24 protein-coding genes are annotated in these 26,571 nt (G+C 61.6%); 11 read left to right on the forward strand and 13 right to left on the reverse strand.

Going from position 1 to position 26,571, the window contains the following annotated elements; all coding sequences use genetic code 11:
* Positions 1-32 precede the first annotated feature (32 nt).
* From AC2444_RS06145 to AC2444_RS06165, 5 genes are all read right to left on the reverse strand, one after another.
* Entirely contained in the window at positions 33-1,241 is a 1,209-nt protein-coding gene (locus AC2444_RS06145; protein ID WP_012756868.1) for a helix-turn-helix domain-containing protein, read from the reverse strand.
* 315 nt (positions 1,242-1,556) lie between these two features.
* A complete protein-coding gene (locus AC2444_RS06150; protein ID WP_012756869.1) occupies positions 1,557-2,915 on the reverse strand; it encodes an esterase-like activity of phytase family protein in 1,359 nt (452 codons plus the stop codon).
* 105 nt (positions 2,916-3,020) lie between these two features.
* Positions 3,021-4,082 (reverse strand): adenylate/guanylate cyclase domain-containing protein, encoded by a 1,062-nt coding sequence (locus AC2444_RS06155; RefSeq protein WP_012756870.1) that lies wholly within the window; start codon positions 4,080-4,082, stop codon positions 3,021-3,023.
* Positions 4,083-4,259: 177 nt separating this feature from the next.
* Complete coding sequence (rnd, locus tag AC2444_RS06160) at positions 4,260-5,405, reverse strand: ribonuclease D (protein WP_012756871.1); 1,146 nt, start codon at positions 5,403-5,405, stop codon at positions 4,260-4,262.
* 164 nt (positions 5,406-5,569) lie between these two features.
* Positions 5,570-6,961, reverse strand: coding sequence for a multicopper oxidase family protein (locus AC2444_RS06165; protein WP_012756872.1), 1,392 nt, complete (start codon positions 6,959-6,961; stop codon positions 5,570-5,572).
* 253 nt (positions 6,962-7,214) lie between these two features.
* Here AC2444_RS06165 and aspS point away from each other — a divergent pair, with 253 nt between their 5' ends.
* On the forward strand, positions 7,215-9,005 hold the full coding sequence (gene aspS, locus AC2444_RS06170; RefSeq protein ID WP_012756873.1) for an aspartate--tRNA ligase: 1,791 nt from the start codon (positions 7,215-7,217) through the stop codon (positions 9,003-9,005).
* Positions 9,006-9,068: 63 nt separating this feature from the next.
* Here the strand turns inward: aspS and AC2444_RS06175 are convergent, their stop codons facing one another.
* Positions 9,069-10,238: a serine hydrolase domain-containing protein gene (locus tag AC2444_RS06175; protein WP_012756874.1), complete on the reverse strand. Its 1,170-nt coding sequence runs from the start codon at positions 10,236-10,238 to the stop codon at positions 9,069-9,071.
* Between the two features lie 66 nt (positions 10,239-10,304).
* Between AC2444_RS06175 and AC2444_RS06180 the strand changes: the two genes are divergently transcribed.
* Positions 10,305-10,946 (forward strand): TetR/AcrR family transcriptional regulator, encoded by a 642-nt coding sequence (locus AC2444_RS06180; RefSeq protein ID WP_080518542.1) that lies wholly within the window; start codon positions 10,305-10,307, stop codon positions 10,944-10,946.
* Positions 10,947-11,004: 58 nt separating this feature from the next.
* On the opposite strand, the gene AC2444_RS06185 is transcribed toward AC2444_RS06180, so the two are convergent.
* Positions 11,005-12,192, reverse strand: a complete 1,188-nt coding sequence (locus tag AC2444_RS06185; RefSeq protein ID WP_012756876.1) for a YdgA family protein — start codon at positions 12,190-12,192, stop codon at positions 11,005-11,007.
* A 235-nt stretch (positions 12,193-12,427) separates the two neighbouring features.
* Between AC2444_RS06185 and parC the strand changes: the two genes are divergently transcribed.
* On the forward strand, positions 12,428-14,683 hold the full coding sequence (parC, locus tag AC2444_RS06190) for a DNA topoisomerase IV subunit A (protein WP_003558286.1): 2,256 nt from the start codon (positions 12,428-12,430) through the stop codon (positions 14,681-14,683).
* A 258-nt stretch (positions 14,684-14,941) separates the two neighbouring features.
* On the forward strand, positions 14,942-15,400 hold the full coding sequence (locus AC2444_RS06195; RefSeq protein ID WP_012756877.1) for an SRPBCC family protein: 459 nt from the start codon (positions 14,942-14,944) through the stop codon (positions 15,398-15,400).
* Here the strand turns inward: AC2444_RS06195 and AC2444_RS06200 are convergent.
* The 6 genes from AC2444_RS06200 to hemB all read right to left on the reverse strand — a co-directional run bounded on the left by AC2444_RS06200 (position 15,390) and on the right by hemB (position 19,502).
* Positions 15,390-15,782, reverse strand: a complete 393-nt coding sequence (locus tag AC2444_RS06200; protein WP_012756878.1) for a type II toxin-antitoxin system death-on-curing family toxin — start codon at positions 15,780-15,782, stop codon at positions 15,390-15,392. The two genes, AC2444_RS06195 and AC2444_RS06200, sit on opposite strands and share 11 nt — an antisense overlap.
* Positions 15,779-16,000 carry an AbrB/MazE/SpoVT family DNA-binding domain-containing protein gene (locus AC2444_RS06205; RefSeq protein ID WP_012756879.1) on the reverse strand — a complete coding sequence of 74 codons (222 nt, stop codon included), beginning with the start codon at positions 15,998-16,000 and terminating at the stop codon, positions 15,779-15,781. Before AC2444_RS06205 ends, AC2444_RS06200 begins: the two co-directional genes overlap by 4 nt.
* 59 nt (positions 16,001-16,059) lie before the next feature.
* Positions 16,060-16,947, reverse strand: a complete 888-nt coding sequence (locus AC2444_RS06210) for a DMT family transporter (protein ID WP_012756880.1) — start codon at positions 16,945-16,947, stop codon at positions 16,060-16,062.
* Positions 16,948-17,724 (reverse strand): arginyltransferase, encoded by a 777-nt coding sequence (locus AC2444_RS06215; RefSeq protein ID WP_003558295.1) that lies wholly within the window; start codon positions 17,722-17,724, stop codon positions 16,948-16,950.
* A 206-nt stretch (positions 17,725-17,930) separates the two neighbouring features.
* Positions 17,931-18,389 carry an RDD family protein gene (locus AC2444_RS06220; RefSeq protein ID WP_003547150.1) on the reverse strand — a complete coding sequence of 153 codons (459 nt, stop codon included), beginning with the start codon at positions 18,387-18,389 and terminating at the stop codon, positions 17,931-17,933.
* Positions 18,390-18,488: 99 nt separating this feature from the next.
* A complete protein-coding gene (hemB, locus tag AC2444_RS06225; protein WP_012756882.1) occupies positions 18,489-19,502 on the reverse strand; it encodes a porphobilinogen synthase in 1,014 nt (337 codons plus the stop codon).
* A 229-nt stretch (positions 19,503-19,731) separates the two neighbouring features.
* Between hemB and AC2444_RS06230 the strand changes: the two genes are divergently transcribed.
* From AC2444_RS06230 to AC2444_RS06260, 7 genes are all read left to right on the forward strand, one after another.
* The gene (locus tag AC2444_RS06230) at positions 19,732-20,169 is read left to right on the forward strand and encodes a DUF6163 family protein (RefSeq protein WP_026157306.1); all 438 of its coding nucleotides are present in this window, start codon (positions 19,732-19,734) and stop codon (positions 20,167-20,169) included.
* Between the two features lie 128 nt (positions 20,170-20,297).
* Entirely contained in the window at positions 20,298-20,813 is a 516-nt protein-coding gene (gene ldtR / locus AC2444_RS06235) for a transcriptional regulator LdtR (protein ID WP_003547156.1), read from the forward strand.
* A 445-nt stretch (positions 20,814-21,258) separates the two neighbouring features.
* Positions 21,259-22,560, forward strand: coding sequence for a L,D-transpeptidase family protein (locus AC2444_RS06240; RefSeq protein ID WP_012756884.1), 1,302 nt, complete (start codon positions 21,259-21,261; stop codon positions 22,558-22,560).
* A 216-nt stretch (positions 22,561-22,776) separates the two neighbouring features.
* Complete coding sequence (gene glyA / locus AC2444_RS06245) at positions 22,777-24,075, forward strand: serine hydroxymethyltransferase (RefSeq protein WP_012756885.1); 1,299 nt, start codon at positions 22,777-22,779, stop codon at positions 24,073-24,075.
* 9 nt (positions 24,076-24,084) lie between these two features.
* Positions 24,085-24,561 carry a transcriptional regulator NrdR gene (gene nrdR, locus AC2444_RS06250; protein WP_003547190.1) on the forward strand — a complete coding sequence of 159 codons (477 nt, stop codon included), beginning with the start codon at positions 24,085-24,087 and terminating at the stop codon, positions 24,559-24,561.
* Positions 24,562-24,564: 3 nt separating this feature from the next.
* On the forward strand, positions 24,565-25,881 hold the full coding sequence (ribD, locus tag AC2444_RS06255) for a bifunctional diaminohydroxyphosphoribosylaminopyrimidine deaminase/5-amino-6-(5-phosphoribosylamino)uracil reductase RibD (RefSeq protein WP_012756886.1): 1,317 nt from the start codon (positions 24,565-24,567) through the stop codon (positions 25,879-25,881).
* Complete coding sequence (locus AC2444_RS06260; protein ID WP_012756887.1) at positions 25,881-26,492, forward strand: riboflavin synthase; 612 nt, start codon at positions 25,881-25,883, stop codon at positions 26,490-26,492. The genes ribD and AC2444_RS06260 overlap by 1 nt, the downstream gene beginning before the upstream one ends.
* Positions 26,493-26,571: the final 79 nt, after the last annotated feature.

Consider the following 26,571-nt stretch of genomic DNA (forward strand, 5'->3'; position numbering starts at 1 on the left):
AGATGGGTAACAGATTGAACCGGATAGATGGGTTACAGTTCTCCCCCTTGTAAACCAGTGTCCGCCCCTGCGCCGGCTGGTCGGGGTTGCAGGGCGCTGGGGCGGACAAGCCGCTTGGTCTTCTTGTCGATGATGCCGAGCGGATGGGCATGGAAGCGTAGCGTCCAGATGCCCGCTTCACTCTCCTCGATCGCCACGACCTCGCCGGCCAGCGCTGCTGCGACATAGACGAGGTCACCGTTCCATTTGATCTCGCCACTGGAGCGCACCCGGCGCACCGCCGCCTCGGCCGGATAGTCCGGTTCAGGCAGGCGGTCGGGCAGGCGCCGCAGTGATGGTCGGTAATGATCAGCAGGCACGTCCATAGCGAGCGCCTCGTGTGGACGCTCGGCGTTGTAATTCTGGCGAAATGCGTCAAAGACCGCCTGCTGCGCGGCATGGTCGACCTCCGGCGCCATGGCCAGCGGCAGCATCGTCAGATGGAAGCGTTCGTGGCGGCCGTTCTGCTGCGGTTTGCCCGGCTGGATGCGCTCCAGGCCGATGCCGAGCTTGATGAACCGTACAGCAAGCGTCGTCAGCCCGGTGACGCCGATCGCCACGAAGGGCGAACCGTTGTCGCTGCGAAAGCGCTCCGGCAGTCCGTGCTCGGCAAACAGCCGCTCGAACACCGGCCAGGCCTCTACCTCGGCCGGCGTCGCGCAGGCTTCCAGCGCCAGCAGAAAGCGGCTCGCCGTATCCATCACCGTCAGTGGCTCGCAGCGCCGCCCATCGCGGGTCCTGAACCAGCCCTTGTAATCGGCGCTCCACACCGCATTGGGCCCGTTGGCCGGCGCGAACGGGCCGCAACCAGCCGCCCGCCAGCGATGCCGCCGGCGCCCGACCAGCCCGTGTCGCTTCAGGATCTCGCCTATCGTCGAGGCCGCCGGCCAGCAAAGCTGCGGCGCCGACCGCTTCAGCCGCGCCAGCACCTTCTTCGGCCCCCACTGCGGATTCGCCTCCTTCTCCGCCACGATCCGCGCCACCAGCTCCGCCGCCGTTGCCCGCCCGTGCTCAAGCGGCGCCCGCGGCAGGTCGATAAGCCCCGCAGGGCCGAGCGCCCGATACCGCTCCAACCATTTGTAGCCCGTCTTGCGCGATATCCCGTAGGCCGCACACAGCGCCGTCATCGTCTCCTCGCCCGCAAGACATTCCCCAACAAAGCGCAGCCGCTCGTCCATGATGCCAGTCTCTCTCCAAACCATCGCCGGGCCCTCCCGGCTGCTAGAGAACTGTCACCTATGTAAACGGTCCGTTCTGTTATCTATCTATCCGGGTCGGACACCTGCCGGACATCTCCCCCACAGGTGGGGAGATTACAAGTGGCATGACCTTCTCGCATCTTGAACGTCTAGCCGAGTTGAATCGCTGATTGTTTGGGAACCCCCTGCGCCCAGCCAATCTCCCCACCTGTGGGGGAGATGCCCGGCAGGGCAGAGGGGGGCACACACGGCACAGCGTCAACGAAAAAGGGCGCCGCCTTCGCGCCGCCCTCCGTATTCCGTAGCAGAACCCCGAACCTACTTCGCGTTCAAAAACTCGCCAACCTCAAGCAGGCTGAACTCGTTATTGTCGGCCTTGTCGACGGCGCGGCCGGCCGAGAAGGGCAGGTTGTTGTCGTTGCCGATGATGATGTGCGTGGCGTCGACGCGATCGACGTTTTCGATCGTCACGAACGGCATGTCGTAGACGCCGTCCTTGCTGCCGGCCTTCTTCTTGTTGTCGGGGTCCTGAATGTTCAGGAGGTCGATATAGCCGATCTTGCGGACCGCCTTGCCGACATTGGCGTCGTTGAACTCGATCTTGTAGACGCGCTTCAGCACGGCCGGAGCTTCGAAACAATCCGGCTTCGGCTGCTTCGGGTCGGCGCAGGCCCTGTCCGTCGTGCCGGCGCCGTTGTCGCGCTCGATGACGAGAGCGGTGGTGTCGTCGAGCACGTTGAAGTCGCCGATCGATACCCCCTTGTCCTCGAACGGATAGAGCCAGCTGCGGCCGGTCCACTTCTTGGACGCGACATCGAACTCGATGACGCGGATGGCGGTGTGGCCGTCGATGGTTTCTACCGTGCGGTCATCCTTGTAGATGGCGCCTTCGAGCAGGCCGTAGAGCTTGGCGCCGTCCTTGGACATGGCGAGGCCCTCGAAGCCGCCGGAGCGCTTCAGATTGAAGACCGGCATCTTGGCGGCCGGGTTGGCCGGAACCGAGAGAAGTGGATTGTCGGGCGAAAGCACCGGCTTGCCGTCGAGCGTCGTCGGGATGACGTCGGTGAGGCGGCCTGACGTGTCGAACTTCAGGATGTAGGGACCGAATTCGTCGCCGAGCCAGAAGCCGTCTACAACCGGCTGGATCGATTCGATGTCAAAGTCGGCGCCGGTGAGATAACGCGTGTCGGTGCCTTCAAGCACGATCGGGAACGGTGCAATCTTGTTGGGGTCGGAAAGGAAGAGGTTCTTGACGACTTCAGCCTTGTTGCCGGCCCAGTCGAACTTCATCTGGTGCAGGAAGAGCATGGAGTCAGACGAGTTGGACTTCGAGCCGAAGCCGTTGTCGGAGAGCGTCCAGAAGGTGCCGTCGGCCATCGTCTTGACCCCTGAGAAACCCTGGATCGGCTGACCGTCGAAGGGAAGCTTCAGATCGATGATGCGGGCGCCGTCCTTGCCGGGAGCGGTGCCGAGCGCTTCGGCGCGCTTACGGTCCGGCGTCGTAAACTTGCCGGAATGCTTGAGGAATTCGGGGGCATCGGCCGGTGCCGGAACCATGGTGTTGGCGGGCAGGATCGCCTGGCCGGCGAGTTTGGCCGGGAACTGCTGCTGGTCGGCCGAAGCGGCGCCCGCGACAAGGATGAAAAGCGATACGGAAGCAAAAAGGACGTTCTTCATAATATCCCCGTGGAGCGGATTGCAAAGGCCTTCCGCTTAGCAGGGCTTTAATGTCAGCGAATTGACGGTTGGGTGAAGCTTTGGTGACGTGAGGTCAGACGGTGCTCAGCCGTGCAGAATGACGGCCGGCGCGTTCAGCACGGTGACCGCGCGCGAGGAAAGCGCCATGACGCCGAGTGCCTGACCGCGTCCCTTCACGGCATGGGTGCCGAGATCCTCGCAGGATATCTCGTCAGGAAACTCCATGCGCCGGGCAAGCTCGCTGGATATCAGAACCGATCGGTTCAGACTGCGGCAGAGCGTCTCCAGCCGGGCAGTGGTGTTCACCGTATCGCCGAAATAGCTGATCTTATGATGATCGACACCGATTTCGGCGGTGATGATCTCGCCGCCGTGAAGGGCGGCGCGGAGCTTCGGTACCTGCCCGTAATTTTTCCGCCAGCCGGCGGCATTGGCTTCGATATCGGCAAGGATATCGAACATGCAGCGCACGCAGCGCGCATTCTTGACGCCGCGGGTAAGCGGCCAGGTGATGATCGCTGCATCGCCGACATAGTCATTGATCATGCCCTTGTGGCGCCTGACGGGCTCGGCGAAGGTTGCAAACAGCGAGCTCAGCAGCTGTTGCGCCCTGAGGTCGCCGTGCTTTTCGGCAAAAGCCGTCGAATCGACGAGGTCGATGAACAGAAAGACGCGCTCTTCCTTGACCGGATTGCGGTAGCGGCTGATGAGCATGCTGAGGAAAACTTCACGACCGAGCAGTTCTCGCACGCGCAAGACGAAGATCAGCATGGTGCAGACCGCCAACGCATAGACGAAGACTTCGAACGGCATGATGACGAGGTCGAGGAGCGACGCCGGCTTCACCATGCCGAGCGACCAGAGCAGCAGGCCGGCGCAGGCAAAGCCGATGCTCATCAGGATTTCGTAGATCAGCAGCTCGGTGATGATGAAGGCGAAGGTCGGCAGCTTCTGGATGCGCCTGTAGAGTGCTCGAAACAGCACCTTACGCTCGAAGGCGAGGATCGGCATGCCGATGAAGAGCGCGAAGATCGCCCCGACAATCGGTGTCTGATTGGAGTAGAACATCAGATCATAGATGACGCCGCTGGCCGCAAGGACGATCGTGATCAGGATCCAATTCTGTGTCGGAGATATTTCCCGCATGCCGCCTCTGCGCCGTGATGTTGGTTAAGGCCATTGTTTCAGGCCGGAAAAAACCGTCAAGCGAATTCGAATCTACAGCGCCGCGCGTCCTTTTCAGACGCGCGGCGCTGTAGCATTTGAATGACTGCGTGATTTTGTCCTAAAATCGATGCCGATTTAAGGCGTGATGCACTCGCCTCAGAGGCTGACGGTTTCGACCTTCCGGTCGACGAAGCGCAGAGCGATCGCGCCCTGGATCAGTTGCAGTGCCGGCTCGCCGAAAAGATCGCGCCGCCAGCCGTGCAGGGCGGCGACTTCGGCCTTCTCGCCCTCGGCGGCGATCTTGTCGAGATCCTCGCTGTTGGCGATCACCTTCGGCGCCACGCCGTGTTTTTCCGATATCAGCTTCAGCAGCACCTTCAGCAATTCGACGGCAGCAGCGGCCCCCTCGGGCGCCTGCGCCTGGCGCGGTACATGCGGCATATCGGCCTTCGGAAGAGCAAGAGCGGTGTTGACGGCCTCGATGACCGCGGCGCCGGAAGTCGAGCGCTCCCAACCCTTCGGAATGGTGCGCAGACGGCCGAGCGCCTCGGTATCCTTGGGCTGCTGCTGGGCGATCTCGTAGATCGCATCATCCTTCAGCACCCGCGAACGCGGCACGTTGCGGGCGCGCGCCTCGCGTTCGCGCCAGGCGGCGACATATTTCAGGATCGCCAGCTCCTGCGGCTTGCGCAGGCGCATCTTCAGCCGCTGCCAGGCATCGTCGGGATGCATGTCGTAGGTTTCGCGCGACTCGAGAATGTCCATTTCCTCGGAGAGCCAGGAGCTGCGGCCTTCGCGATCGAGTTCCGCCTTCAGTGACAGGTAGACGTCGCGCAGGTGGGTGACGTCAGCCAGCGCATAATCGAGCTGTTTGTCCGAGAGCGGCCGGCGGCTCCAGTCGGTGAAGCGCGACGACTTGTCGATATGGACGTTCTTGATGCGGCTGACCAACTGGTCATAGGAGACGCTGTCGCCGAAGCCGCAGACCATGGCGGCGACCTGCGTGTCGAAGATCGGATGCGGAATGAGATTGCCGCGATTGAAGATGATTTCGATGTCCTGGCGCGCCGCGTGAAAGACCTTCAGCACCTTCGTATCGGCCATCAGCTCGAAGAAGGGGGCGAGATCGATGCCCTTGGCCAGCGGATCGACGAGAACTTCCGTCCTCGGGCTTGCCATCTGGATCAGGCAGAGCTCCGGCCAGAAGGTCGTTTCGCGCAGGAATTCGGTGTCGATGGTGATGAAGTCGGACTTGGCCAGCTCTTTGCAGGCGGCCGCCAAATCGGCGGTGGTTTCGATCATATCATTTCATTCGCAAGGAAAAGGTCGGTTGAACCTTCCTTCTCCTTTCGGTTCGATATGTCAATACAACAGCATACGCTTCGAGCATTGCTGGCGAAGAATCACGTCCAAACTGAGGCAAGGTGCGATGCACGGCTGCAATCGCGGTGAAAGTGCAGGCGGCCTCAGCTTACCCTGAGATAGCTCGTCATCCCCGTCTTCTGATGCTCGATGATATGGCAATGCAGCAGCCAGTCGCCGGGATTGTCGGCGACGAAGGCAAGCTGCACCTTCTCGTCCGGCTGGATGAGATAGGTATCGGAGACCAGCGGCATCACCTCCCGCGTCGAGGAGGAGATCACCGTGAAGCTCATCCCGTGCAGATGGATCGGATGGGCATGCGGCGTGGTATTTTCCAGATTGAAGACATAGCTCTTGCCGAGTTTCAATTCCGCCAGCGGCGCCGTCGGATCGGGTGTATCGCCTGGCCATGGCACCTTGTTGATGGCCCAGAAACTGTAGCCCAGCGTGCCGCAGATGCTTTCGACGGCGGCATTCTCGGCAGTGGCGCTCAGTATCAGCGGGATCTGCTCGGCAGCGGTTAGATCGGCCTTCGGGACGGGGTTGTCGACAAGCGGCCCGAGATCTTCGATGGCGCGCTTCAACGATGATCCGACCGCGCGCAGGCTGGCGATCGTCTTCGGCGCCGTGCCGCGGATATCCTCCAGCGTCGCGACCGCGCCTTCATCATCCGGCATGCGCATGGCAAGATCGAGCCGTTGACCCGGTCCGATCTGCAGCAGGTCGAGGGGAAAACGCTTCGGCACCGGATTGCCGTCGATCGCAATCACGGTGGCATCGGCGCCTTCCATCTTCAACGAGAAGATCCGCGTCACGTCGGTCACGGCAATACGCAGCCGCACCAGCCCGCCGGCCGGCGCGTCATATCGTGGTTCCCGATGCCAGTTGGCGGTGCGCACCGTGCCGTAGGTGCCGGTCTTGGCAGCATCCCGCGGCCGGAAGGGAGCGATGAATTGTCCATCGCCGCCGAGCCGCCAGTCGCGCAGGTTCAGCACCACCTCGGCATCGAATTCCGGATCGGCCGGATCTTCGACGACGATGACACCGGTCATGCCGTGCCCCATCTGCGTCAGCGTGTTGCAATGCGGATGATACCAGAAGGTGCCGGCATCGGGCGGCGTGAAGGCATAGTCGAAGCTGTCGCCGGTATAGACGTAAGGCTGCGTCATGAACGGCACACCGTCCATGCGGTTGTCGATGCGCAGCCCGTGCCAGTGGATCGTCGTCGGCTCGTCGAGTCCATTTTTCAGCCGCGCGGCATAGGGCCGCCCCTTCCTCATCCGCAGGACCGGCGGCATGCCGTCATGGCCCCAGCTCATGATATCCGTGGTCGGTCCCGCCTCGGTCAGCATGGCTTCGGTCTTCACTGCCGTCAGCAGCTGCGGCTCGGGAGCCGCCTCGGCAAAACCGTATTTACCGGCAATGCCGATGCCGACACCATAGGCACCCGCAACAGCGGATGCCTTCAAGAGGTTGCGGCGGCTAAGGAGAGGCATGCGGACGCTCCACGGTGAGAATGCCGATCCTTGTAAAGTTGACCGGCAGCTTCAGCAATACAGGAAGCGCGGCCAAACTGCCGCAGCATACGGGTCGCAGCCTCGCCATAAACGCGTGCCAAACGCCCGGCCGCGTGCGCCAAGCCTTGACAAATCGGAGCGTCCATGCGCTTTTCCGCCCGATTTTCTTGTCGGCGCTTGAGGGTCTTGGAACCCTTGCTGCCGTCTTAAGCCACATCCAGGATTTGAGATCATGCATCGCTATCGCAGCCACACATGTGCCGCCCTCCGCAAGTCGGATGTCGGCTCGACCGTCCGTATTTCCGGCTGGGTTCACCGCGTTCGCGACCATGGCGGCGTTCTCTTCATCGACCTTCGCGACCATTACGGCATCACCCAGGTGGTCGCCGATCCTGATAGCCCGGCCTTCAAGATGGCGGAAACCGTGCGCGGCGAATGGGTCATCCGCATCGATGGCCTCGTCAAGGCGCGCACCGAAGACACCGTCAACAAGACCATGGCGACTGGCGAGATCGAGCTCTACGCGCAGGAGATCGAAGTCCTCTCCGCCGCCAAGGAATTGCCGCTGCCGATCTTCGGCGAGCCGGATTATCCCGAAGACGTCCGCCTGAAGTATCGCTTCCTCGATCTTCGCCGCGAAACGCTGCACAAGAACATCGTCAAGCGCACCCAGGTGATCTCCGCCATGCGCCGCGAAATGGGCAATGTCGGCTTTACCGAATATACGACGCCGATCCTGACGGCCTCCTCGCCGGAAGGCGCGCGCGACTTCCTCGTGCCGTCCCGCATCCATCCCGGCACCTTCTACGCGCTGCCGCAGGCGCCGCAGCAGTACAAGCAACTGCTGATGGTGGCGGGCTTCGACCGTTATTTCCAGATCGCGCCCTGCTTCCGCGACGAAGACCCGCGCGCCGACCGCCTACCGGGTGAATTCTACCAGCTCGACCTCGAAATGAGCTTCGTCACCCAGGAAGACGTCTGGGACACGATGGGTCCGCTGATGACAGGCATTTTCGAAGAGTTCGCCGAAGGCAAGCCGGTCACCAAGGAATGGCCGCGCATCCCCTATGACGTGGCGATCCGTAAATATGGTTCGGACAAGCCGGACCTGCGCAACCCCATCGTCATGGAAGCGGTCACCGAACATTTCGCCGGCTCCGGCTTCAAGGTCTTCGCCGGCATGATCGCCTCTAACCCGAAGGTCGAGATCTGGGCGATCCCGGCAAAGACCGGCGGTTCCAGAGCGTTCTGCGATCGCATGAATGCCTGGGCGCAGTCGACCGGTCAGCCTGGCCTCGGCTACATCTTCTGGCGCAAGGAAGGTGACAAGCTCGAGGGCGCCGGCCCGCTTGCAAAGAACATCGGCGAGGAGCGCACCGACGCGATCCGTACCCAGCTCGGTCTCGATGACGGGGACGCCTGCTTCTTCGTTGCCGGCGATCCGGCGAAGTTCTACAAGTTTGCCGGTGAAGCCCGCACCAAGGCCGGCGAAGAGCTGAACCTTGTCGATCGCGACCGTTTCGAACTCTGCTGGATCGTCGACTTCCCGTTCTTCGAATGGAGCGAGGAAGAAAAGAAAGTCGATTTCGCGCACAACCCGTTCTCGATGCCGCAGGGCGGCCTCGAAGCGCTGCAGAGCCAGGATCCGTTGACCATCAAGGCGTTCCAGTATGATGCCGTCTGCAACGGCTTCGAAATCGCCTCAGGCTCGATCCGTAACCAGTCGCCGGAAACCATGGTGGCCGCCTTCGAGAAGGTCGGCCTCAGCCAGCAGGATGTCGAGGATCGTTTCGGCGGCCTCTATCGCGCCTTCCAGTACGGCGCGCCCCCGCATGGCGGTGCTGCCTTCGGTATCGACCGTATCATCATGCTGCTCGTCGGCGCGAAGAACCTGCGCGAAATCTCGCTGTTCCCGATGAACCAGCAGGCCCAGGACCTGCTGATGGGCGCGCCGAGCCCGGCAACCCCGACACAGCTGCGCGAGCTCTCGATCCGGCCGATCCCGCCGGTCAAGAAAGACTGAGATCATCTGATCCCGAATGCAAAAGCCCGGCAATCGCCGGGCTTTTCTGCTTGTATCGTTCGTTCACAATGCCGCATAGATCGCCTCGCGAAGATCGACCGTGAACTTGCCCCACATGCCCTCCAGCGTCGTGTTGGTCAGCGCAACGACGGTCAGCCCATTAGCAGGGTCGATGAACCAGCTATGGCCATAGACGCCGCCCCATTTCAGCGTGCCGGTGGGGAAGGGCACGCCTGCCTCTGGCGGATTGGTGATGACTGACCAGCCGAAGCCAAACCCGGAGCCGGGCTCGTGCTGCTGGCGGCGCCCGCTGGCCTGGTCCGTCGCCATCATCCCTACGGTTTCGGTCGAGAGCAGCGGTGCACCACCTCTACGGATGGTTTCGAGTATGGCCAGGATATCACCCGCCGTTCCCGCCATGCCGGCGCCGCCGGAATGATAGGAGGCGGGATCGAAGATGCGGTTCGGCGCGAAGCGGATGGGGCCCATCAGCGACATCACCATCGCAGTCTCGCCCATCAGTGCCGGTTCCGGTGAAGCGTCCATATAGGCCGCTGCCAGCCGGCTGCGGTCGCGAACCGAAAACGCCGTGTCGGCAAGGCCAAGCGGTTTGGTCACCAGTTCAGCGACGGCCTCGCCCAGCGGCACGCCCGTTTCCGCCTCGATGACGCCGCCGAGAACATCCATGGCGACGGAATATTGCCAATCGCTTCCCGGCGCGAAGCGCAGTGGTGCGCTGGCGATCCGCCGCAGGTTCTCGGCCAGCGACAGTCCGGGCTCGGCGAGGCCGTCGGAAACGCCGGCGCGGGCATAGGGACCGCCTTCCTCTTCGGAGAACCTATAGCCGAGCCCGGATGTATGGGTCAGCAAGTGGCGGATGCGAATGGTTGCTTCGCCACCGTCAGGCAGCCTCGGCCGGAAGTCCGGCAGCCATCTCGTCACTGGGTCGTCGAGCCCGATTCTCGCCTGTTCGACGAGCCGCATCGCGGCGATGGTGACGATCGGCTTGGTGATGGAAGCAAGCCTGAAGATGGTGTCCTCACGCATCGCCAGACCGCTTTCGCGGTCGGCAAGGCCGGCGGCGCGGCGATGCACGATCTCTCCGTCGCGGGCGATAAGCACCACCGTTCCCACAAGCCGTTTGTCGTGGAGAGCACTTGTGATGGCCGCATCGACTGCTGCTGCAAGCGATGAATTCCTGTCGGCGTCTGCCATTTCAAGGGGAAGACTCATCAGATTAAACCTTCTATAATCACAATGACCGTTCCTGAATATAGAAAGCCGCCTCGAATTTCTAGAGTGATCATTGTGAAAAATAGCCGAGACGTGGAAAATTCTACCGCCCGCCGCCGCGGCCGTCCGCCGGCCTTCGACCGCGAGACAGTGCTGTCGGCTGCCCGCGAGACCTTCTGGGCGCATGGATATGAGGGCGCCTCGATCGCCGATCTCACTGCCGCCATGGGCATCACGCCGCAAAGCCTCTATGCCGCCTTCAACTCGAAGGCCGATCTCTATCGCGCGGCGCTGGAGCAATACCGAGCGCTAGGTTCCGACACGTTTTCCGCGCTTGGCGAGCCGATCGACACCGTCTCCACCTTCGAGCGCATATTGCGGGGCTCGGCCGCGATCTTCTCGGCTCCGGAGCATCCGAAAGGCTGCATGATCTCGACGGCTGTGCTGAACTGCGCCAGCGAGAATGCCGTGATCGCCGACCATGTCGCAGCGATGCGCCGTCGGTCGCTGGACGCTTTCACGGCGAGGATCGAGCGTGGCATCCGCGAGGGCGACATGAAGTCCGAGACGAACCCCCGCGCGCTGGCACGGTTTCTCTGTGCCATCGTCCAGGGCATGTCGGTGCAGGCGAGGGACGGCGCATCGCTAGAGGAATTGTTTGATATCGCAGTCCTCGCCATCGCCGAGGTTGCCCGTCACCGCGCCTAAAAACGAAAAGGCCCGGCAGGTCACTACTGCCGGGCCTTTCGTCGCGAGATCGAAGCGATCAGTCGTTGGCGGTAACCTTGACGCCAAGCACCTGCGGCAGCGTGTTCGGCGCGCCCATGGCAGCGCCCACGATCGTCGGGAACGGCACCGGCTTTTCAGGGGCGGCCTTGACGGTCAGGCTCTTCGGGTCGTCGAGGAAGGTGTTGACGGCGGCCGAAACGGCGTTCTGCAGTTCCGGGATATTGAGCTGCGCGATCATGATCGGCGTCATCGCCTTCAGCGAATCCGCCATCTGCTTGCCGGACATGTTCTGCTGCGAACCGGCATAATCGAGCGCACGCTTGGTGATCGAGGCATCTTCGAAGCGCACCTGCGCGGCCTCGAAGGACAGCTGCTGCATCAGGCCGAGCATGGCAAGACCGAGTGCCTGCTGCGATTCTTCCTTGTTCGCATTGGCTTCAGATTGCTTCATCGCATCCTGCAGCGACTTGACGAAGGCCATCGTGTAGCCCGAGATCTTGAAGCCAAGGTTCAGCTTGCCGATGTTGGTGAAGTCGAAGGCGAATTCCGAAATGTCGATCGTGCCGGGCGCAAGTTCCCAAGCGCCCTTCATGGTGATGTCGCCCTGGACGTGCTGCAGTGCCAGCTTCTCGATCGCGTCCTTGCTCTGCGGATCCTCGGCTTTGCTGAGATCGGCCTTCATGCTTTTGAAGGCGCCGTCAAAATCGAAGCCGGATTCGTCTTCGCGCAGCGTCAGATTGACGTCGGTTTCGAGCAGCGAGAACACTTCCGCCCCATCCTTGACCACCTTAAGCGGGCCGGTATGGGCGGTTTCGTAAAGCATCATCGTATCGAGCGTGTCGCCGCCCGCCGTTGCCGGGATCGAGATGCCGCCGAGCGTCAGCTCCTGCGCCGTGACGGTGACGCCGTCTTTGGTGGTGTTGATATCGGGGAAGGCGGCCTCTTCGATGTAATAGCCGCCATCCTCGTCTTCTTCGACGCCGGAAAGGGTGACTTCGCCAACGGCCAGGCTTTCGCCGCCGGCCGATTTGACGCTGACATTCTTCAGCGTCGCGGTCGTGCCGTCGATATCGACGGCGTCAGCCGAAATCGTTCCGCCCTGTACGGCATAGGCGGCATTGAGCTTCTTCAGCAGATCGGCGCCGTCGAGGGCGAAAGCCGAACCGGCGAGTGAGAAAAAGGCGGCGCCCGACAGCATCAGCCGCGTTGTCCGGGAAAAGTTCATGGGGTGATTCCTCTGGTGGCGTGGTGGCGGTTGGAAATCTGCAGTTACGCTACTACGGATTAGGCCCGCTTTATATTTGCGGATCTCTAAATTTCTGTTGAGAGGAACGGCAAACGAAGTCCAAATTGCGGCGGAGCGTTTGTCTCATCCTTTGATGTCAGTCCCAAGACTTCATCCACAGCTGCAATGGCCCCGATTCCTTGCCCGCCAGCCTCTTCTGAGCTAGTCAGAACCTATGGGACAAGAGATTTTGCCGCCTTCAGGCGGAGACGACGATCACATCCAACCGGTCGACCTCAAGGCGGCGCTCGAGCAGCGTTACCTTGCCTATGCGTTGTCGACCATCATGCACCGCGCCCTGCCTGACGTGCGCGACGGGCTGAAGCCTGTCCATCGCCGCATCGTCTATGCGATGAACGAGATGGGGCTGAGGCCGAACTCGGCCTTCAGAAAATGCGCCAAGATCGTCGGCGAAGTGATGGGTAACTACCATCCGCACGGCGACCAGTCGATCTACGACGCGCTTGCCCGTCTCGCCCAGGATTTCTCGCAGCGCTACACGCTGGTCAACGGCCAGGGCAATTTCGGCAATATCGACGGCGACAGCCCCGCCGCCATGCGTTACACCGAATCGAAGATGACGGCGGTCTCCGAACTGCTGCTTGAAGGCATCGATCAGGATGCCGTCGATTTCCGCGACACTTATGACGAATCGAATTCCGAGCCGGTCGTCCTTCCCGGCGCCTTCCCGAACCTGCTCGCCAACGGCTCATCCGGCATCGCCGTCGGCATGGCGACTTCGATCCCGTCGCACAATGCCCACGAGCTTTGCGACGCTGCCCTGCATCTGATCAAGCATCCCGATGCGACCGTCGAAAAGCTCGTCGAATTCATTCCCGGCCCGGATTTCCCCACCGGCGGCATCATCATCGATAGCCGCGACAGCATCATCGAGAGCTACCGCACCGGCCGCGGCGGTTTCCGCGTGCGGGCGAAATGGCAGACGGAAGATCTCGGCCGCGGCGGTTACCAGATCGTCATCACCGAAATTCCCTTCCAGGTGCAGAAATCGCGGCTGATCGAGAAGATCGCCGAGCTGCTGATCGCCCGCAAGCTGCCGCTGCTGGAAGATATCCGCGACGAATCGGCCGAAGACATTCGTGTCGTGCTGGTGCCGAAGACCCGCAGCGTCGATCCGACGATCCTGATGGAATCGATGTTCAAGCTGACGGAACTCGAAAGCCGCTTCCCGCTCAACATGAACGTGCTCTCCATGGGCCGCATCCCGCGGGTCATGGCGCTGAACGAGGTGTTGAAGGAGTGGCTGGACCACCGCCGCGAAGTTCTGCAGCGCCGCTCGCGCTTCCGCCTGGCGGCGATCGACAGGCGCCTCGAAATCCTCAGCGGCTTGCTGGTCGCCTACCTCAACATCGATGAGGTCATCCGCATCATCCGCGAGGAGGACGAGCCGAAGCCGGTCATGATGGCGCGCTGGGATCTCACCGACAATCAGGTCGAGGCGATCCTCAATATGCGGCTGCGCGCCTTGCGCAAGCTGGAAGAGTTCGAGATCCGCAAGGAATTCGACGAACTCACCAAGGAAAAGGGCGAGATCGAGACGCTGCTTTCCTCCGACGACAAGCAGTGGCAGACGGTCGCCTGGGAAATCGGCGAAGTGAAGAAGAAATTCGCCAAGGCGACCGAGATCGGCCGCCGTCGGACCCAGTTTGCCGACGCGCCCGAGACCGACGAGGAAGCGATCCAGCAAGCGATGATCGAGAAGGAACCGATCACTGTCGTCATTTCCGAAAAGGGTTGGATCCGCGCGTTGAAGGGCCATATCGCCGATACGGCGACGCTGACCTTCAAGGAAGGCGACGGCTTGAAGATCGCCTTCCCAGCGCAGACCACGGACAAGATCCTGATCCTCACCACAGGCGGCAAGGCCTTCACCCTCGGCGGCGACAAGCTGCCGGGCGGTCGCGGTCATGGCGAGCCGCTGCGCATCATCGTCGATATGGATAACGACCAGGCGGTGCTGACCGCTTTCGTCCATGATCCCTCGCGCAAGCAGCTGATCGTCTCGACCGCCGGCAACGGCTTCGTCGTTCCCGAAGCCGAGCTGGTCGCCAATACCCGCAAGGGCAAGCAGATCATGAATGTCGGGCTGCCCGAGGAAACCCAGCTGCTCGTGCCCGTCAGCGGCGACCATGTCGCCGTCGTCGGCGAAAACCGCAAGCTGCTGGTCTTCCCGCTGGCCCAGGTGCCGGAAATGTCGCGCGGCAAGGGCGTACGTCTGCAGCGTTACAAGGATGGCGGCATTTCCGACGTTCGCTGCTTCGCGATATCGGACGGCCTCGTCTGGGAAGACAGCGCCGGTCGAACCTTCACGAAGAACAAAGACGAGCTTGCCGAATGGCTGGCCGATCGCGCCACCGCCGGCCGCACCGTGCCGAAGGGTTTCCCGCGTAGCGGCAAATTCGCCGGCTAAAGCATAACAGCGTCCCGCGTCCTTTCAGACGCGCAAAGGACGCCGTAACAATTTGAATTGCTGGATAATTTATCCTTCAATCGATTCTGATTGAAGGAATTATCCAGTAAATTCCGCCCCCGACTCTTGGCGGGCGCAACAACTCCTCTATCTCATTGATGTTACCAAAAATACGAACAGGCCGGCTCAGAAGGCGGACGAGATGGCCGCGGCCCGTGCGCTTGGGGAAGTGCGCGTGCCCTTAACGGAGGAAAATCGATGCCCGCCAGCACCATCAAACTGCATGTCAGCCACACCTACAAAGCGCCGCCCGCCGTCGTTTACGACGCGTGGCTCAACCCCGAAATCGCCCGCCGCTTCCTGTTTGCGACCGATGACGGTCATGTCATTCGCGCCGAAATCGATCCGCACGTCGGCGGCCGTTTCTTCGTCGTCGACCGCCGCCCGACCGGCGACGCCTTTCATCAGGGCGTCTTCCTGGAACTGAAGCGCCCGCAGCGCATGGTCTTCAGCTTCTCCGTCGAGGAGCACGATCACAATTGCGACCGCGTCGAGATCAACATCGAGCCTCTCGGCGGCGGCAGCCGTCTGACGCTGACCCATGAAATGTGCGCCGAATGGGCCGAACACGAGGAAAAGACCCGGCAAGGCTGGGCGCATGTGGTCGAAGGTCTTGGCAGGGAACTGGAGCAGCAGCAGTTCAAGGCTACGGGCTGAGGGGTACGCTGAAATCCCGCAGGAAGCGGGTAGCGCCTTCCTCGTCGATCTCGCCGGCGGCTACCTCTAGTACAAATGCAATGACCTGCGCGTTGTCGGCATTGATGACATAGCGGTTGATGTAGAGAAACGTAAACGCCGCAAGATAGCCTGTGCGCTTGTTTCCATCCACGAATGGGTGGTTTCTGACAATGGCATAGAGATAGGCTGCGGCGAGTACGAAGATGTCTGTCTCGCCGTATGCAGCCTTGTTAAGCGGGCGTGCCAAGCTGGTTTCCAATGCATTGGTATCCCGCAGGCCAGCCAGACCGCCATGCTCGGCAATTTGCTCATCGTGCATATTTTCAATTGCTTGGCGGCTCAGCCACTTAAGCCGTATCATTTTGCGAGTTCGCGGAGCGCCACCCGATATTTTTCCATGCCGATGCGGGCTGCCCGCATTTGCTCGGCAAGGTCGGCGGATTCCGGTACAAGCTGAATATTACCCTCGACCTCTCGCAGTTCGAGGCTGTCGCCGCTGCTCAAGCCCAGCCGCTGCAGTACCTCTTTAGGGATAATAACGCCCTCGGAATTGCCGATCTTTCGAATTGTGACGTTCATCGCCTCATCCTCTGTGTGGTAACGGCGTTATAACACGGCAGCGAAACGGCGACAACGTCCTAGCCTGCCATTTGAACGATGCTTTTCCTCCGCACTATCCAGACGGAATGGGCTGCGATCGCCGCCACCAGGATGCCGCCGCCGACTAGCGTCATCGGCTCTGGCGTTTCCGCGAAGATCAGCCACACCCAGATCGGTGCGAGCACGGTTTCGAGCAGGTAGAACATGCCGACCTCCGGCGCGGAGAGGTAACGTGGCCCGGTCGCCAAACACCAGAAGGCAAGCGGCATCATCACCGCGCCGTTAAAGAGGATCCAGGCAGGATGCTCGATCGAAAAACCGCCTGCCGGCATGACCGAGATCAGGCCGACCGCCGCCGGCAGCACGGTCGAAAGCAGCGAGACGAAGCCCATCTCCCGGCGAGAGGCGCGGCTGATGGTGATGGCGGCAGCAATGATGAAGGCGGTAAGCAGCGCCATGCTATCGCCGAAGAGATGGCCGCCCGAAAGCCCGTCCCGCACGATCAGGCCGACGCCGAAGATCATCGCCGCCATGGCGAGCAGTGTTGCCAGCGCCGGCCGCTCCTTCAGGAAAATCCAGGAAAGCAGGGCGGCGAACATCGGATTGAAGGCGACGATAAAAACGACATTGGCCGTCGATGTGTTGAAAACGGCGAGAAGGAAGATCACCGTCGTCAGCCCGTAGAGCAGACCGGTGACGAGGCCCGGCCAGCCCGGCACGAGCACTGGCCATCGCCCCTTGGCGATCCTGAGCGCCGTTGCGACCAGCAGCGTCACGCCAAGGGTCGCGATGCTTCTCGCCGCAAGAATCGACCACAGCTCGCCGTTGGCGAGCCTCATCAGCGGGATATCCATGGAAAGCGCCAGCCCGCCGATCGCCGTCAGCAGCAGGCCTTTCCGATGGTCGGAAAGAGCGGTGGGGAACATTCAGTCGTGGGTGCTCTCGGGCATGGACGAGGGATCGAAGCGTTCCCAGCCGCGCGGGGTCAGATGCTCCTGCGGCTGGAAGCGCGTCTTGTAGTCCATTTTCCGCGACCCTTGAACCCAGTAGCCGAGGTAGACATGCGGCAGCCCCAGCGCTTTCGTGCGTCTGACATGGTCGAGAATCATGAAGGTGCCGAGCGAACGCCGCTCAAGCGCCGGATTGAAATAGGAATAGACCATCGATAACCCGTCGCTCATCGTGTCGGTGAGGGCGGCGGCAAGCAGCTCGCCCTTTGGCCGCTGCTCCAGTCCGGAGCCTTCTTCGCGCCGGCGGTATTCGATGATTCTCGTATTCACATGCGTGTCTTCGACCATGATTGCATAGTCGAGCACGGTCATGTCGGACATACCGCCCTGCTGGTGGCGAAAATCGAGATAGCGTCGGAAGAGCGAATATTGCTCGCTGGAAGGCTGGGCCGCGAATTCGGTGGCGATGACGTCGGAATTCTCGGCAAGCACCCGCTTCATCGATTTCGTCGGCTCGAATTCCTGGGCGAGAATTCGCACGGAAACGCAGGCGCGACAGGATTCGCAGGCCGGGCGATAAGCGATGTTCTGCGAGCGGCGGAAACCGCCCTGCGTCAGGATGTCGTTCATCTCGGCGGCGCGCGGGCCGACCAGATGGGTGAACACCTTGCGCTCCATCTCATGCGGCAGGTACGGACACGCAGCCGGAGCCGTCAGATAAAACTGCGGTGATGGCGTCGTCTGCGTATTCATTTGTCGCGGAAATTTCCTTGTCGAGACCGTGCCGTTTCCTGACAGCATGACCTAAGAATAAAAAACGTCAACAGCGGGGCGCTTTTCGCCCTTCATATCAGTCTTCTAATTTTAGATATGGAGCGCCGGCACCCGCCGGCAAAGAGAAGGCGGAGACTTTATTTCGTCTCCGCCCCGGGATCGCAGTTAGGGTTTCAGCCAAAGTCTCAAGCTGTGCGCACCGTCGCCGTGCCCACCAGCAGGTCGTGGACGAGACGGCTGCGTTCGATGAACAGGCCGGCAAGCAGGATGAGCGGCGTCAGCACCGAGTTGAGGATCCAGAACAGTGCCAGATGCACGATCGCCGTCATGAAATCCATCGGCCGTCCGTCGACGCGCACGATCGCGATTCCCATGGCGCGCATGCCGAGCGAGGCCTGGCTCGGCCCGCCCACAGTCAGGCCGAAGTAAATGCCGGCGACGATGACGAAGAGGGCAGGGTAGAGAAAGAAGCCAAGGCCGAGCGTGACGATCGACAGGAAGAACAGCACGATCGCCGCGGGAATGCAGAGCAGGGCCACGATGACGTAATCGAGAATGAAGGCGAAGACCCGGCGGCTCAACACGCCGCTATAGGCGCGCCAGTCCTCCGGTGCGGCATAAAGCGGATTGGGGTTGTAGCTCATCTCAATCTCCTCAGGAAAAGCGATGCCGCTGATATGGTATCGGCAGGGCAAAATGCAATATTTGCTCTAGATTCGGATGATTGGGCCGGTTCGGCCCAATCACCGCTTGGCGAGAATTTTCGCCACTTCGACCGCGAAATAGGTGAGGACACCGTCGCATCCGGCCCGCTTGAACGACAGCAGCGTTTCGAGCATCGCCCGCTCGCCGTCGATCCATCCATTCATCGCCGCCGCCTTGATCTGCGTATATTCGCCGGACACCTGGTAAGCGAAGGTCGGCAGGCCGAAGGCCTCCTTCATCCGCCAGCAGATATCGAGATAGGGCAGGCCGGGCTTGACCATCAGCATGTCGGCGCCTTCCTCGACGTCGAGGGCCGCATCGCGGATCGCCTCGGTGCCGTTGGCGGGGTCGATATAATAGGTCTTCTTATCACCTTTCAGCAGCCCGCCAGTCGAGATCGCCTCGCGATAGGGACCGTAGAAGGCAGAGGCGAATTTCGTCGCATAGCTCATGATGCCGACGCTCTGGTGGCCGGCGGCGTCGAGCGCCATGCGGATTGCGCCGATGCGCCCGTCCATCATCTCCGACGGCGCAATGATGTCGGCGCCGGCATCCGCCTGCATCACGGCGGCGCGCGCCACCTGGTCGACCGTCTCGTCGTTGACGATCTCGCTGCCTCTGAGGATGCCGTCATGGCCGTGGCTGGTGAAGGGATCGAGCGCGACATCGGTAATGATGCCGATATTGGGCACCGCCTTCTTGATCGCCGCCGTCGCCTGATTGATCAGGTTGTTGGCTTCGAGGCTGTTCGAACCGGTCTCGTCGCGCAGCTCCATCTCGATATTCGGAAAGGTGGCAAGGGCCGGAATGCCGAGGCCGGCCGCTTCCCGCGCCGCTTCGACCGCCTTGTCGATGCTCATCCGGTTGACGCCCGGCATGGCCGGGATCGGATCGATGATGCCGGAACCCGGCACGATGAAGATCGGCCAGATCAGGTCGTCGACCGTCAGCCGGTTTTCCTGCACCAGCCGGCGTGTCCAGTCCGCCTTGCGGTTGCGCCGCATGCGGCGATGACCGGTGATGTCGTCGACGAGATGCGTCCTGTCCTGCATGATATCTGTCCTTGGCCCATTCCATTTATCGGAGCGCTCATTATCATGGCGCCTGGAAAATCCAAACCGGACGATTGGCCGCGGCGGAAAAACCTCTGGTGCATAACCCGAAAATCGGGCTCGATTTTCGGGTTATGCGCCAACTCAATGTTATAGAGCGTCCCTGGCGCGTCTTGTCAGACGCTCGGACGCCCTTGTGAAGATGCAACCCCAAACCGATGTCTGCGCTATGGAAACCGAATCCCCAACGATACCGAAACGCACACTGGCGGATATCCTCTTCATTCTCTTCCTGAGACTGGTTGCCGTCTCCTGCTTCTGGTTCGGCCTGCAATATTGGGCGATGCTCGTCGGCTATTCGCTGGTCGGCGCCGGCCGCTTCGATCTTTTGAGCCTGCCGTGGAAGGTGGCGAGCACCAGCCTTGCCGTGCTCTTCCCCGTCGCCTCCCTCGGCCTCTGGCTGACCGTCTCCTGGGGGCCGGTCATCTGGGTGCTGGCGGCTGGCGGACAAATCCTCATGTATGGCCTGCTGCCGGATATTTTCGGCCCCAACCAGCTGATCATCCTGCTGCATGTGATTGTCGCCGTCGTCTACTTGATTTTCCGCCTGCTGCTCTGGCTGGAAAAGCGCCGGCATCGCCGCCAGGTAAGTGTTGATTTACCCTGAGACAACGTGGAGTTACCGGTAAGGCTCCGTTAAGCCTGCGGTTTAAGTCGAATTTTATATGTATTCGATAGGGTCTCACTCAAGGCGGGAAGAAAACACACCGCCAAACAAACAGTGAGGCAGTCAATATGAACACGAAAATCAAGCCGCAGGCGGTATCGACCTTCCGTGACCAGCAGGACCACGACATCCGTGATCTTTACATGGAATCCCTTCATCTCGTTGAACGTCTGCACCGTCGTCTTCTCGACGTCATCAAGGACGAATTCGACCGTCAGGGTCGCAGCGACGTCAACGCCATCCAGGCGCTGCTCCTTTTCAACATCGGCAATTCCGAGCTGACCGCCGGCGAGCTGCGCTCGCGTGGTTACTATCTCGGCTCCAACGTCTCCTACAACGTCAAGAAGCTGGTCGATCTCGGTTTCATCAACCACCAGCGCTCGCGCATCGACCGCCGCTCGGTCCGCATCAGCCTGACCGAAACCGGCCAGGATATCGCCGAAACGGTGGCCAAACTCTACGAACGCCACATCGCCTCGATCGACAAGGTCGGCGGCATCGGCACCGACGAGTTCACGCAGATGAACAAACTGCTCCAGCGTCTGGACCGCTTCTGGAACGACCAGATCCTGTATCGCCTCTGAGATCCCTGACCTCCTTTCAGGGTTAATCAAAACCGGATGCGTCCCTGCGCGTCCGGTTTTTGCCGTTTGCTCTCGCGTGGCATCTTTGCAACGCATGGCAGGCAAGCGCAAAGGCCTGTATTCAAGCCGTTTTTTAGCCGTTATTAACCGGCACGCTTTACCCCGTCATATGGTTCGTTGCGCCCTGTTTCCGGCATTCGGCAAGTCCGTCTTCCCACTGGCAACACGAATTGGCCATATTGGTGTGGCAGCGGAAGGCTTAACAACCGGCGCTTTCAATAGACCGATCAGGAATGTTCAGGCTGCCGCATCGCAATCTTGTGATGGGGCAAGCGGAATCTTTCGGTGTGCCGGGACAACGAATGGACTGGGATCTGCGTTAAAGCGCAGTGATATCGCAAAAGGCCGCAGGTTTTCTTTATAGCGGCATTCAGTGGTTGGGACTATGTCAAAGAAAAACGGAATTGAAGCTCTTTCGCGCCGCGCCTTCCTTGCGTCCGCGGCAACGGTTGGCGCCAGCGCGCTTGCCGCGCCGGCATTCGCGCAATCGGCGCTCGATACGCTGATCAATGCGCCGCGCCGCGGCAACTGGGACGACCAGTTCGACGCCAAGGCGGCGTCGCGCACGGCGACCGCCATGGTTTCCAACACGCCGATCCTTGGGCCCCAATCGGTCGCGAGCGCCCAGCAGGCGATCATGCAGTATCAGCAGATCGCCGCAGCCGGTGGCTGGCCTGAGGTCAACCCCGGTGACCAGCGCCTGCAGCTCGGCGTCAGCTCTCCAGCCGTCCAGGCGCTGCGCCAGCGCCTTGCGATCACCGGCGACCTGCCGCGCGAGGCCGGCCTGTCCAACGCCTTCGATTCCTATGTCGACGGCGCCGTCAAGCGCTTTCAGGCGCGTCACGGCCTGCCGGCGGATGGCGTTCTCGGCGAATTCACGCTGAAGGCGATGAACATCCCCGCCGATGTCCGCCTGCAGCAGCTGAACACCAATGTCGTCCGTCTGCAGACCTTCCCTGAAGACTTGGGCCGCCGTCACCTGATGGTCAACATCCCGGCAGCCTATGTGGAGGCTGTTGAAGACGGCAGTGTCGCGACGCGCCACACAGCGGTTGTCGGCCGCTTGAGCCGCCCGACGCATCTCGTCAATTCGAAGATCTACGAGGTCATCCTCAATCCTTACTGGACGGCACCACGCTCGATTGTCGAGAAGGACATCATGCCGCTGATGCGCAAGGATCCGACCTATCTCGAAAAGAATGCCATTCGTCTGCTCGACGGCAAGGGCAATGAAGTCGCCCCCGAGACTATCGACTGGAACGGCGAGGCGCCGAACCTGATGTTCCGTCAGGACCCCGGCAAGACCAACGCCATGGCGTCGACGAAGATCAACTTCTACAACAAGAACGGCGAGTACATGCACGACACGCCGCAGCAGGGCCTGTTCAACAAGTTGATGCGCTTCGAATCGTCGGGCTGCGTCCGCGTCCAGAACGTGCGCGACTTGTCGAACTGGCTCTTGCGCGAGACCCCCGGCTGGAACCGCCAGCAGATGGAGCAGGTGATCGCAACCGGCGTCAACACGCCGGTCAAGCTCGCCACGGAAGTTCCGGTCTATTTCGTCTACATCTCTGCCTGGGGCATGCCCGACGGCATCGTCCAGTTCCGCGACGACATCTATCAGATGGACGGCAATGCCGAGCTGGCGCTCGACACCACGGCGGGAATGGAACAGCCGGTCCAGTAAGCGGCGACCTCTGCATCGCAATCTGAAAACCGCGCTTTCCGGCGCGGTTTTTCTTATGTGCGCAAAGGCGCTGCCTGCTACGGCGTCAGGCTTCGGTGTCGTACGACCGCAAAAGAGCGCAAGCGCGCGCTTTGCTCAGCAAATGTCGTTCTTCGTATTGCCCTCGCCACGGCGGAAGGCTAATACCTCAGCGCATTCCAGTTGAGGAGCCCGCCCATGACCAATGCTTCCACCGAATCCTTCTTCAATCGCTCGCTTGCGGACGTCGATCCGGACATTTTCGGCGCGATCGGAAAGGAACTCGGTCGCCAACGGCACGAGATCGAACTGATCGCTTCTGAGAACATCGTCTCCCGCGCCGTGCTGGAAGCCCAGGGCTCCATCATGACCAACAAATATGCCGAGGGTTATCCCGGCAAGCGTTATTACGGCGGCTGCCAGTTCGTCGATATCGCCGAGGAACTGGCGATCGAGCGCGCCAAGAAGCTGTTCGGCGTCAATTTCGCCAACGTCCAGCCGAATTCCGGCTCGCAGATGAACCAGGCCGTGTTCCTGGCGCTGCTGCAGCCCGGCGATACCTTCATGGGGCTCGACCTGAATTCGGGCGGCCACCTCACGCACGGTTCGCCGGTCAACATGTCCGGCAAGTGGTTCAACGTCGTCTCCTACGGCGTGCGCGAAGGCGACAACCTGCTTGACATGGATGAAGTCGCCCGCAAGGCCGAGGAAACCAAGCCGAAGCTCATCATCGCCGGCGGCACTGCTTATTCCCGCATTTGGGACTGGAAGCGCTTCCGCGAGATCGCCGACTCGGTTGGCGCCTACCTCATGGTCGACATGGCCCATATTGCCGGCCTCGTCGCCGGTGGGGTTCATCCGTCGCCATTCCCGCATTGCCATGTCGCGACGACGACGACCCACAAGTCGCTGCGCGGCCCGCGCGGCGGCGTCATCCTCACCAATGACGAGGATCTGGCGAAGAAGTTCAATTCGGCCGTCTTCCCTGGTCTGCAGGGTGGGCCGCTGATGCACATCATCGCCGCCAAGGCGGTCGCCTTCAAAGAGGCGTTGCAGCCGGAGTTCAAGGATTACGCCGCTCAGGTGGTCAAGAACGCCAAGGCGCTGGCCGAAACGCTGATATCGGGTGGCCTTGACGTCGTCTCCGGCGGCACCGACAACCACCTGATGCTGGTCGACCTGCGCAAGAAGAATGCCACCGGCAAGCGCGCCGAGGCAGCTCTCGGCCGCGCCTATGTCACCTGCAACAAGAACGGCATTCCCTTCGATCCGGAAAAGCCCTTCGTCACCTCGGGCGTGCGCCTCGGCGCGCCGGCCGGCACGACCCGCGGCTTCAAGGAAGCCGAATTCCGCGAGATCGGCAATCTGATCGTCGAGGTCCTCGACGGCCTGAAGGTCGCGAATTCCGATGAAGGCAACGCCGCCGTCGAAGCCGCCGTGCGCGGCAAGGTGGTCAGCCTCACCGACCGCTTCCCGATGTACGGCTACATGGGATAAGGAGCAGGGATGCGCTGCCCCTATTGCGGTTCGGAAGATACCCAGGTCAAGGATTCGCGCCCGGCGGAGGACAATACGTCCATCCGCCGGCGGCGCATCTGTCCCGATTGCGGCGGCCGCTTTACCACGTTCGAGCGTGTGCAGCTGCGCGAGCTGATGGTCATCAAGAAGACCGGCCGCAAAGTGCCCTTCGACCGCGACAAGCTGGTGCGCTCCTTCGAGGTGGCGTTGCGCAAACGCCCGGTCGAGCGGGACCGCATCGAGCGCGCAGTCTCCGGTATCGTCCGCCGGCTTGAAAGCTCCGGCGAGACCGAGATCTCCTCCGAGCAGATCGGCCTGCAGGTGCTGGAAGCCATGAAGAGCCTCGATGATGTCGGCTTCGTGCGCTACGCCTCGGTCTATCGGGATTTCTCGCTTGCCGAGGATTTCGAGAAGGTTATTTCCGAAATCAACGCCAAGATCGCCCGCGACCCGCTGGACAGGTGAGCCATGAGGATCACGCCGCATGACGAACGTTTCATGGCGGCGGCGATCCGCCTGTCGCGCTGGCACCTCGGCCGCACCGCCACCAACCCCTCCGTCGGCTGCCTGATCGTCAGGGGCGGCGTCATCGTCGGCCGTGCCGTGACCGCCCTTGGCGGCCGCCCGCATGCCGAGACGCAAGCGCTCGCTGAGGCCGGCGCGCTCGCCCGCGGCGCCACCGCTTATGTGACGCTCGAACCCTGCTCGCATCACGGCAAGACGCCGCCCTGTTCCCAGGCGCTGATCGCTTATGGCGTTGCCCGCGTCGTCATCAGCGTCACCGATCCCGATCCGCGGGTTTCCGGCCGCGGCATCGCCATGCTGCGCGAAGCCGGCATAGAGGTGGATACCGGCGTGCTGGAGGCGGAAGGCAGGCACTCGCTTGCCGCCTATCTCACCCGCCAGACGAAGAACCGGCCCTATGTGACTCTCAAGCTTGCCGTTTCCGCCGATGGCATGATCGGCCGCGAGGGGGCAGGGCAGGTGGCAATAACAGGCCCGGAGGCCCGCGCCCAGGTGCAGGCGCTGCGCGCCGAAACCGATGCGATCCTCGTCGGCATCGGTACCGCGATTGCGGATGATCCGCTGCTGACGGTGCGTTCGCCAGGTCTTGAATCGCAATCGCCGATCCGCATCGTCCTCGATCCTTCCCTGGCATTGCCGCTGACCAGCAAGCTCGTCGAGACTGCGCGGGAAGTGCCGGTCATCGTGGTGGCGAGTGAGGAAGTGTGGCCGTTGTCGGCGGATGCCGAGGGGTTACCCCCCTCTGCCCTGCCGGGCATTTCCCCCACAAGGGGGGAGATCGGCAAGGAGCCTGCTCCGCGTTCTCCAGCTTCCGATGATGATGGTTTCGCCTCCAGGCAAGATGTGGGGCAAGAGGCTAGCCCCCAGCCAATCTCCCCACCTGTGGGGGAGATGCCCGGCAGGGCAGAGGGGGGCATCCCACCCACAGATCCCACAGACATGGAATCCCGCCGCGCAGCCCTCGAAGCCGCCGGCGTCGAGGTCGTCCATTGCAATCCCTATCATCCGGAAGTCCTGTTGCCGGCACTCGCGACGCGCGGTATTTCCTCGCTTCTGGTCGAGGGCGGTGCAAAGACGGCGCGGCTTTTCCTCGAGGCTGGCCTTGTGGACCGCATCCAGCTTTATCAGGCGCCTGTTGTGATCGGCGAGGGCGGTATTGAATCTCCGCTTGATGCAACCGACATACCATCGGGTTTTGCCCATACGGGCACGCTGATGTTCGGCGGCGATCGCCTGGACGAATACGAAAGAGGGCTTTGATGTTCACCGGAATAGTCACCGATATCGGTACGATCGAATCCGTTTCGTCGCTGAAGGAGGGCATCAAGCTCCGCGTTGCGACGAGTTACGACCCGGCAACCATCGATATGGGCGCATCCATCTCTCATTCCGGCATCTGCCTCACCGTCACCGGCCTGCCGCAGGAAGGCAGCAATGGCCGCTGGTTTGAGGTCGAGGCCTGGGAAGAGGCGCTGCGGCTGACGACGATCGGCGCCTGGCAGGAAGGCAGCCGCATCAACCTCGAACGGTCGCTGAAGATCGGCGATGAACTTGGCGGTCACATCGTTTCCGGCCATGTCGACGGTAAGGCGGAAATCCTCTCGGTGACAGCAGAGGGCGACGCCACCCGCTACCGTCTGCGCGCGCCCGAACATCTGGCGAAATTCGTCGCCCCCAAGGGTTCGATTGCACTCGACGGTACTTCGTTGACGGTCAATGCCGTCGACGGCACGGATTTCGATGTGCTGCTCATCCGCCACACGCTCGAGGTCACCACCTGGGGTGATCGCAAGGCTGGCGATTTCGTCAATTTCGAAGTCGACACCATGGCGCGTTACGCCGCCCGGCTGGCCGAATTCCCGAGCACCTGAATCAAAACCTGTAACGGTTTCCAGGGTCACACCACGACTGGCATGCTGGGCGCGGAACAACATCAGGCGCTCGTCGACG

The sequence above is a fragment of the Rhizobium sp. WSM1328 genome, from assembly GCF_057653715.1.

Coding starts and splice junctions, on each gene's coding strand:
- AC2444_RS06210 (WP_012756880.1), bottom strand. CDS start 16,947: ATGTTCCCCACCGCTCTTTCCGACCATCGGAAAGGCCTGCTGCTGACG.
- rnd (WP_012756871.1), bottom strand. CDS start 5,405: ATGATCGAAACCACCGCCGATTTGGCGGCCGCCTGCAAAGAGCTGGCC.
- glyA (WP_012756885.1), top strand. CDS start 22,777: ATGACCAATGCTTCCACCGAATCCTTCTTCAATCGCTCGCTTGCGGAC.
- nrdR (WP_003547190.1), top strand. CDS start 24,085: ATGCGCTGCCCCTATTGCGGTTCGGAAGATACCCAGGTCAAGGATTCG.
- ribD (WP_012756886.1), top strand. CDS start 24,565: ATGAGGATCACGCCGCATGACGAACGTTTCATGGCGGCGGCGATCCGC.
- hemB (WP_012756882.1), bottom strand. CDS start 19,502: ATGCAGGACAGGACGCATCTCGTCGACGACATCACCGGTCATCGCCGC.
- parC (WP_003558286.1), top strand. CDS start 12,428: ATGGGACAAGAGATTTTGCCGCCTTCAGGCGGAGACGACGATCACATC.
- AC2444_RS06185 (WP_012756876.1), bottom strand. CDS start 12,192: ATGAACTTTTCCCGGACAACGCGGCTGATGCTGTCGGGCGCCGCCTTT.
- AC2444_RS06260 (WP_012756887.1), top strand. CDS start 25,881: ATGTTCACCGGAATAGTCACCGATATCGGTACGATCGAATCCGTTTCG.
- AC2444_RS06165 (WP_012756872.1), bottom strand. CDS start 6,961: ATGCCTCTCCTTAGCCGCCGCAACCTCTTGAAGGCATCCGCTGTTGCG.
- AC2444_RS06150 (WP_012756869.1), bottom strand. CDS start 2,915: ATGAAGAACGTCCTTTTTGCTTCCGTATCGCTTTTCATCCTTGTCGCG.
- AC2444_RS06215 (WP_003558295.1), bottom strand. CDS start 17,724: ATGAATACGCAGACGACGCCATCACCGCAGTTTTATCTGACGGCTCCG.
- AC2444_RS06155 (WP_012756870.1), bottom strand. CDS start 4,082: ATGCGGGAAATATCTCCGACACAGAATTGGATCCTGATCACGATCGTC.
- AC2444_RS06175 (WP_012756874.1), bottom strand. CDS start 10,238: ATGAGTCTTCCCCTTGAAATGGCAGACGCCGACAGGAATTCATCGCTT.
- AC2444_RS06145 (WP_012756868.1), bottom strand. CDS start 1,241: ATGGTTTGGAGAGAGACTGGCATCATGGACGAGCGGCTGCGCTTTGTT.
- AC2444_RS06240 (WP_012756884.1), top strand. CDS start 21,259: ATGTCAAAGAAAAACGGAATTGAAGCTCTTTCGCGCCGCGCCTTCCTT.
- AC2444_RS06230 (WP_026157306.1), top strand. CDS start 19,732: ATGGAAACCGAATCCCCAACGATACCGAAACGCACACTGGCGGATATC.
- AC2444_RS06205 (WP_012756879.1), bottom strand. CDS start 16,000: ATGAACGTCACAATTCGAAAGATCGGCAATTCCGAGGGCGTTATTATC.
- aspS (WP_012756873.1), top strand. CDS start 7,215: ATGCATCGCTATCGCAGCCACACATGTGCCGCCCTCCGCAAGTCGGAT.
- AC2444_RS06220 (WP_003547150.1), bottom strand. CDS start 18,389: ATGAGCTACAACCCCAATCCGCTTTATGCCGCACCGGAGGACTGGCGC.
- AC2444_RS06195 (WP_012756877.1), top strand. CDS start 14,942: ATGCCCGCCAGCACCATCAAACTGCATGTCAGCCACACCTACAAAGCG.
- AC2444_RS06200 (WP_012756878.1), bottom strand. CDS start 15,782: ATGATACGGCTTAAGTGGCTGAGCCGCCAAGCAATTGAAAATATGCAC.
- ldtR (WP_003547156.1), top strand. CDS start 20,298: ATGAACACGAAAATCAAGCCGCAGGCGGTATCGACCTTCCGTGACCAG.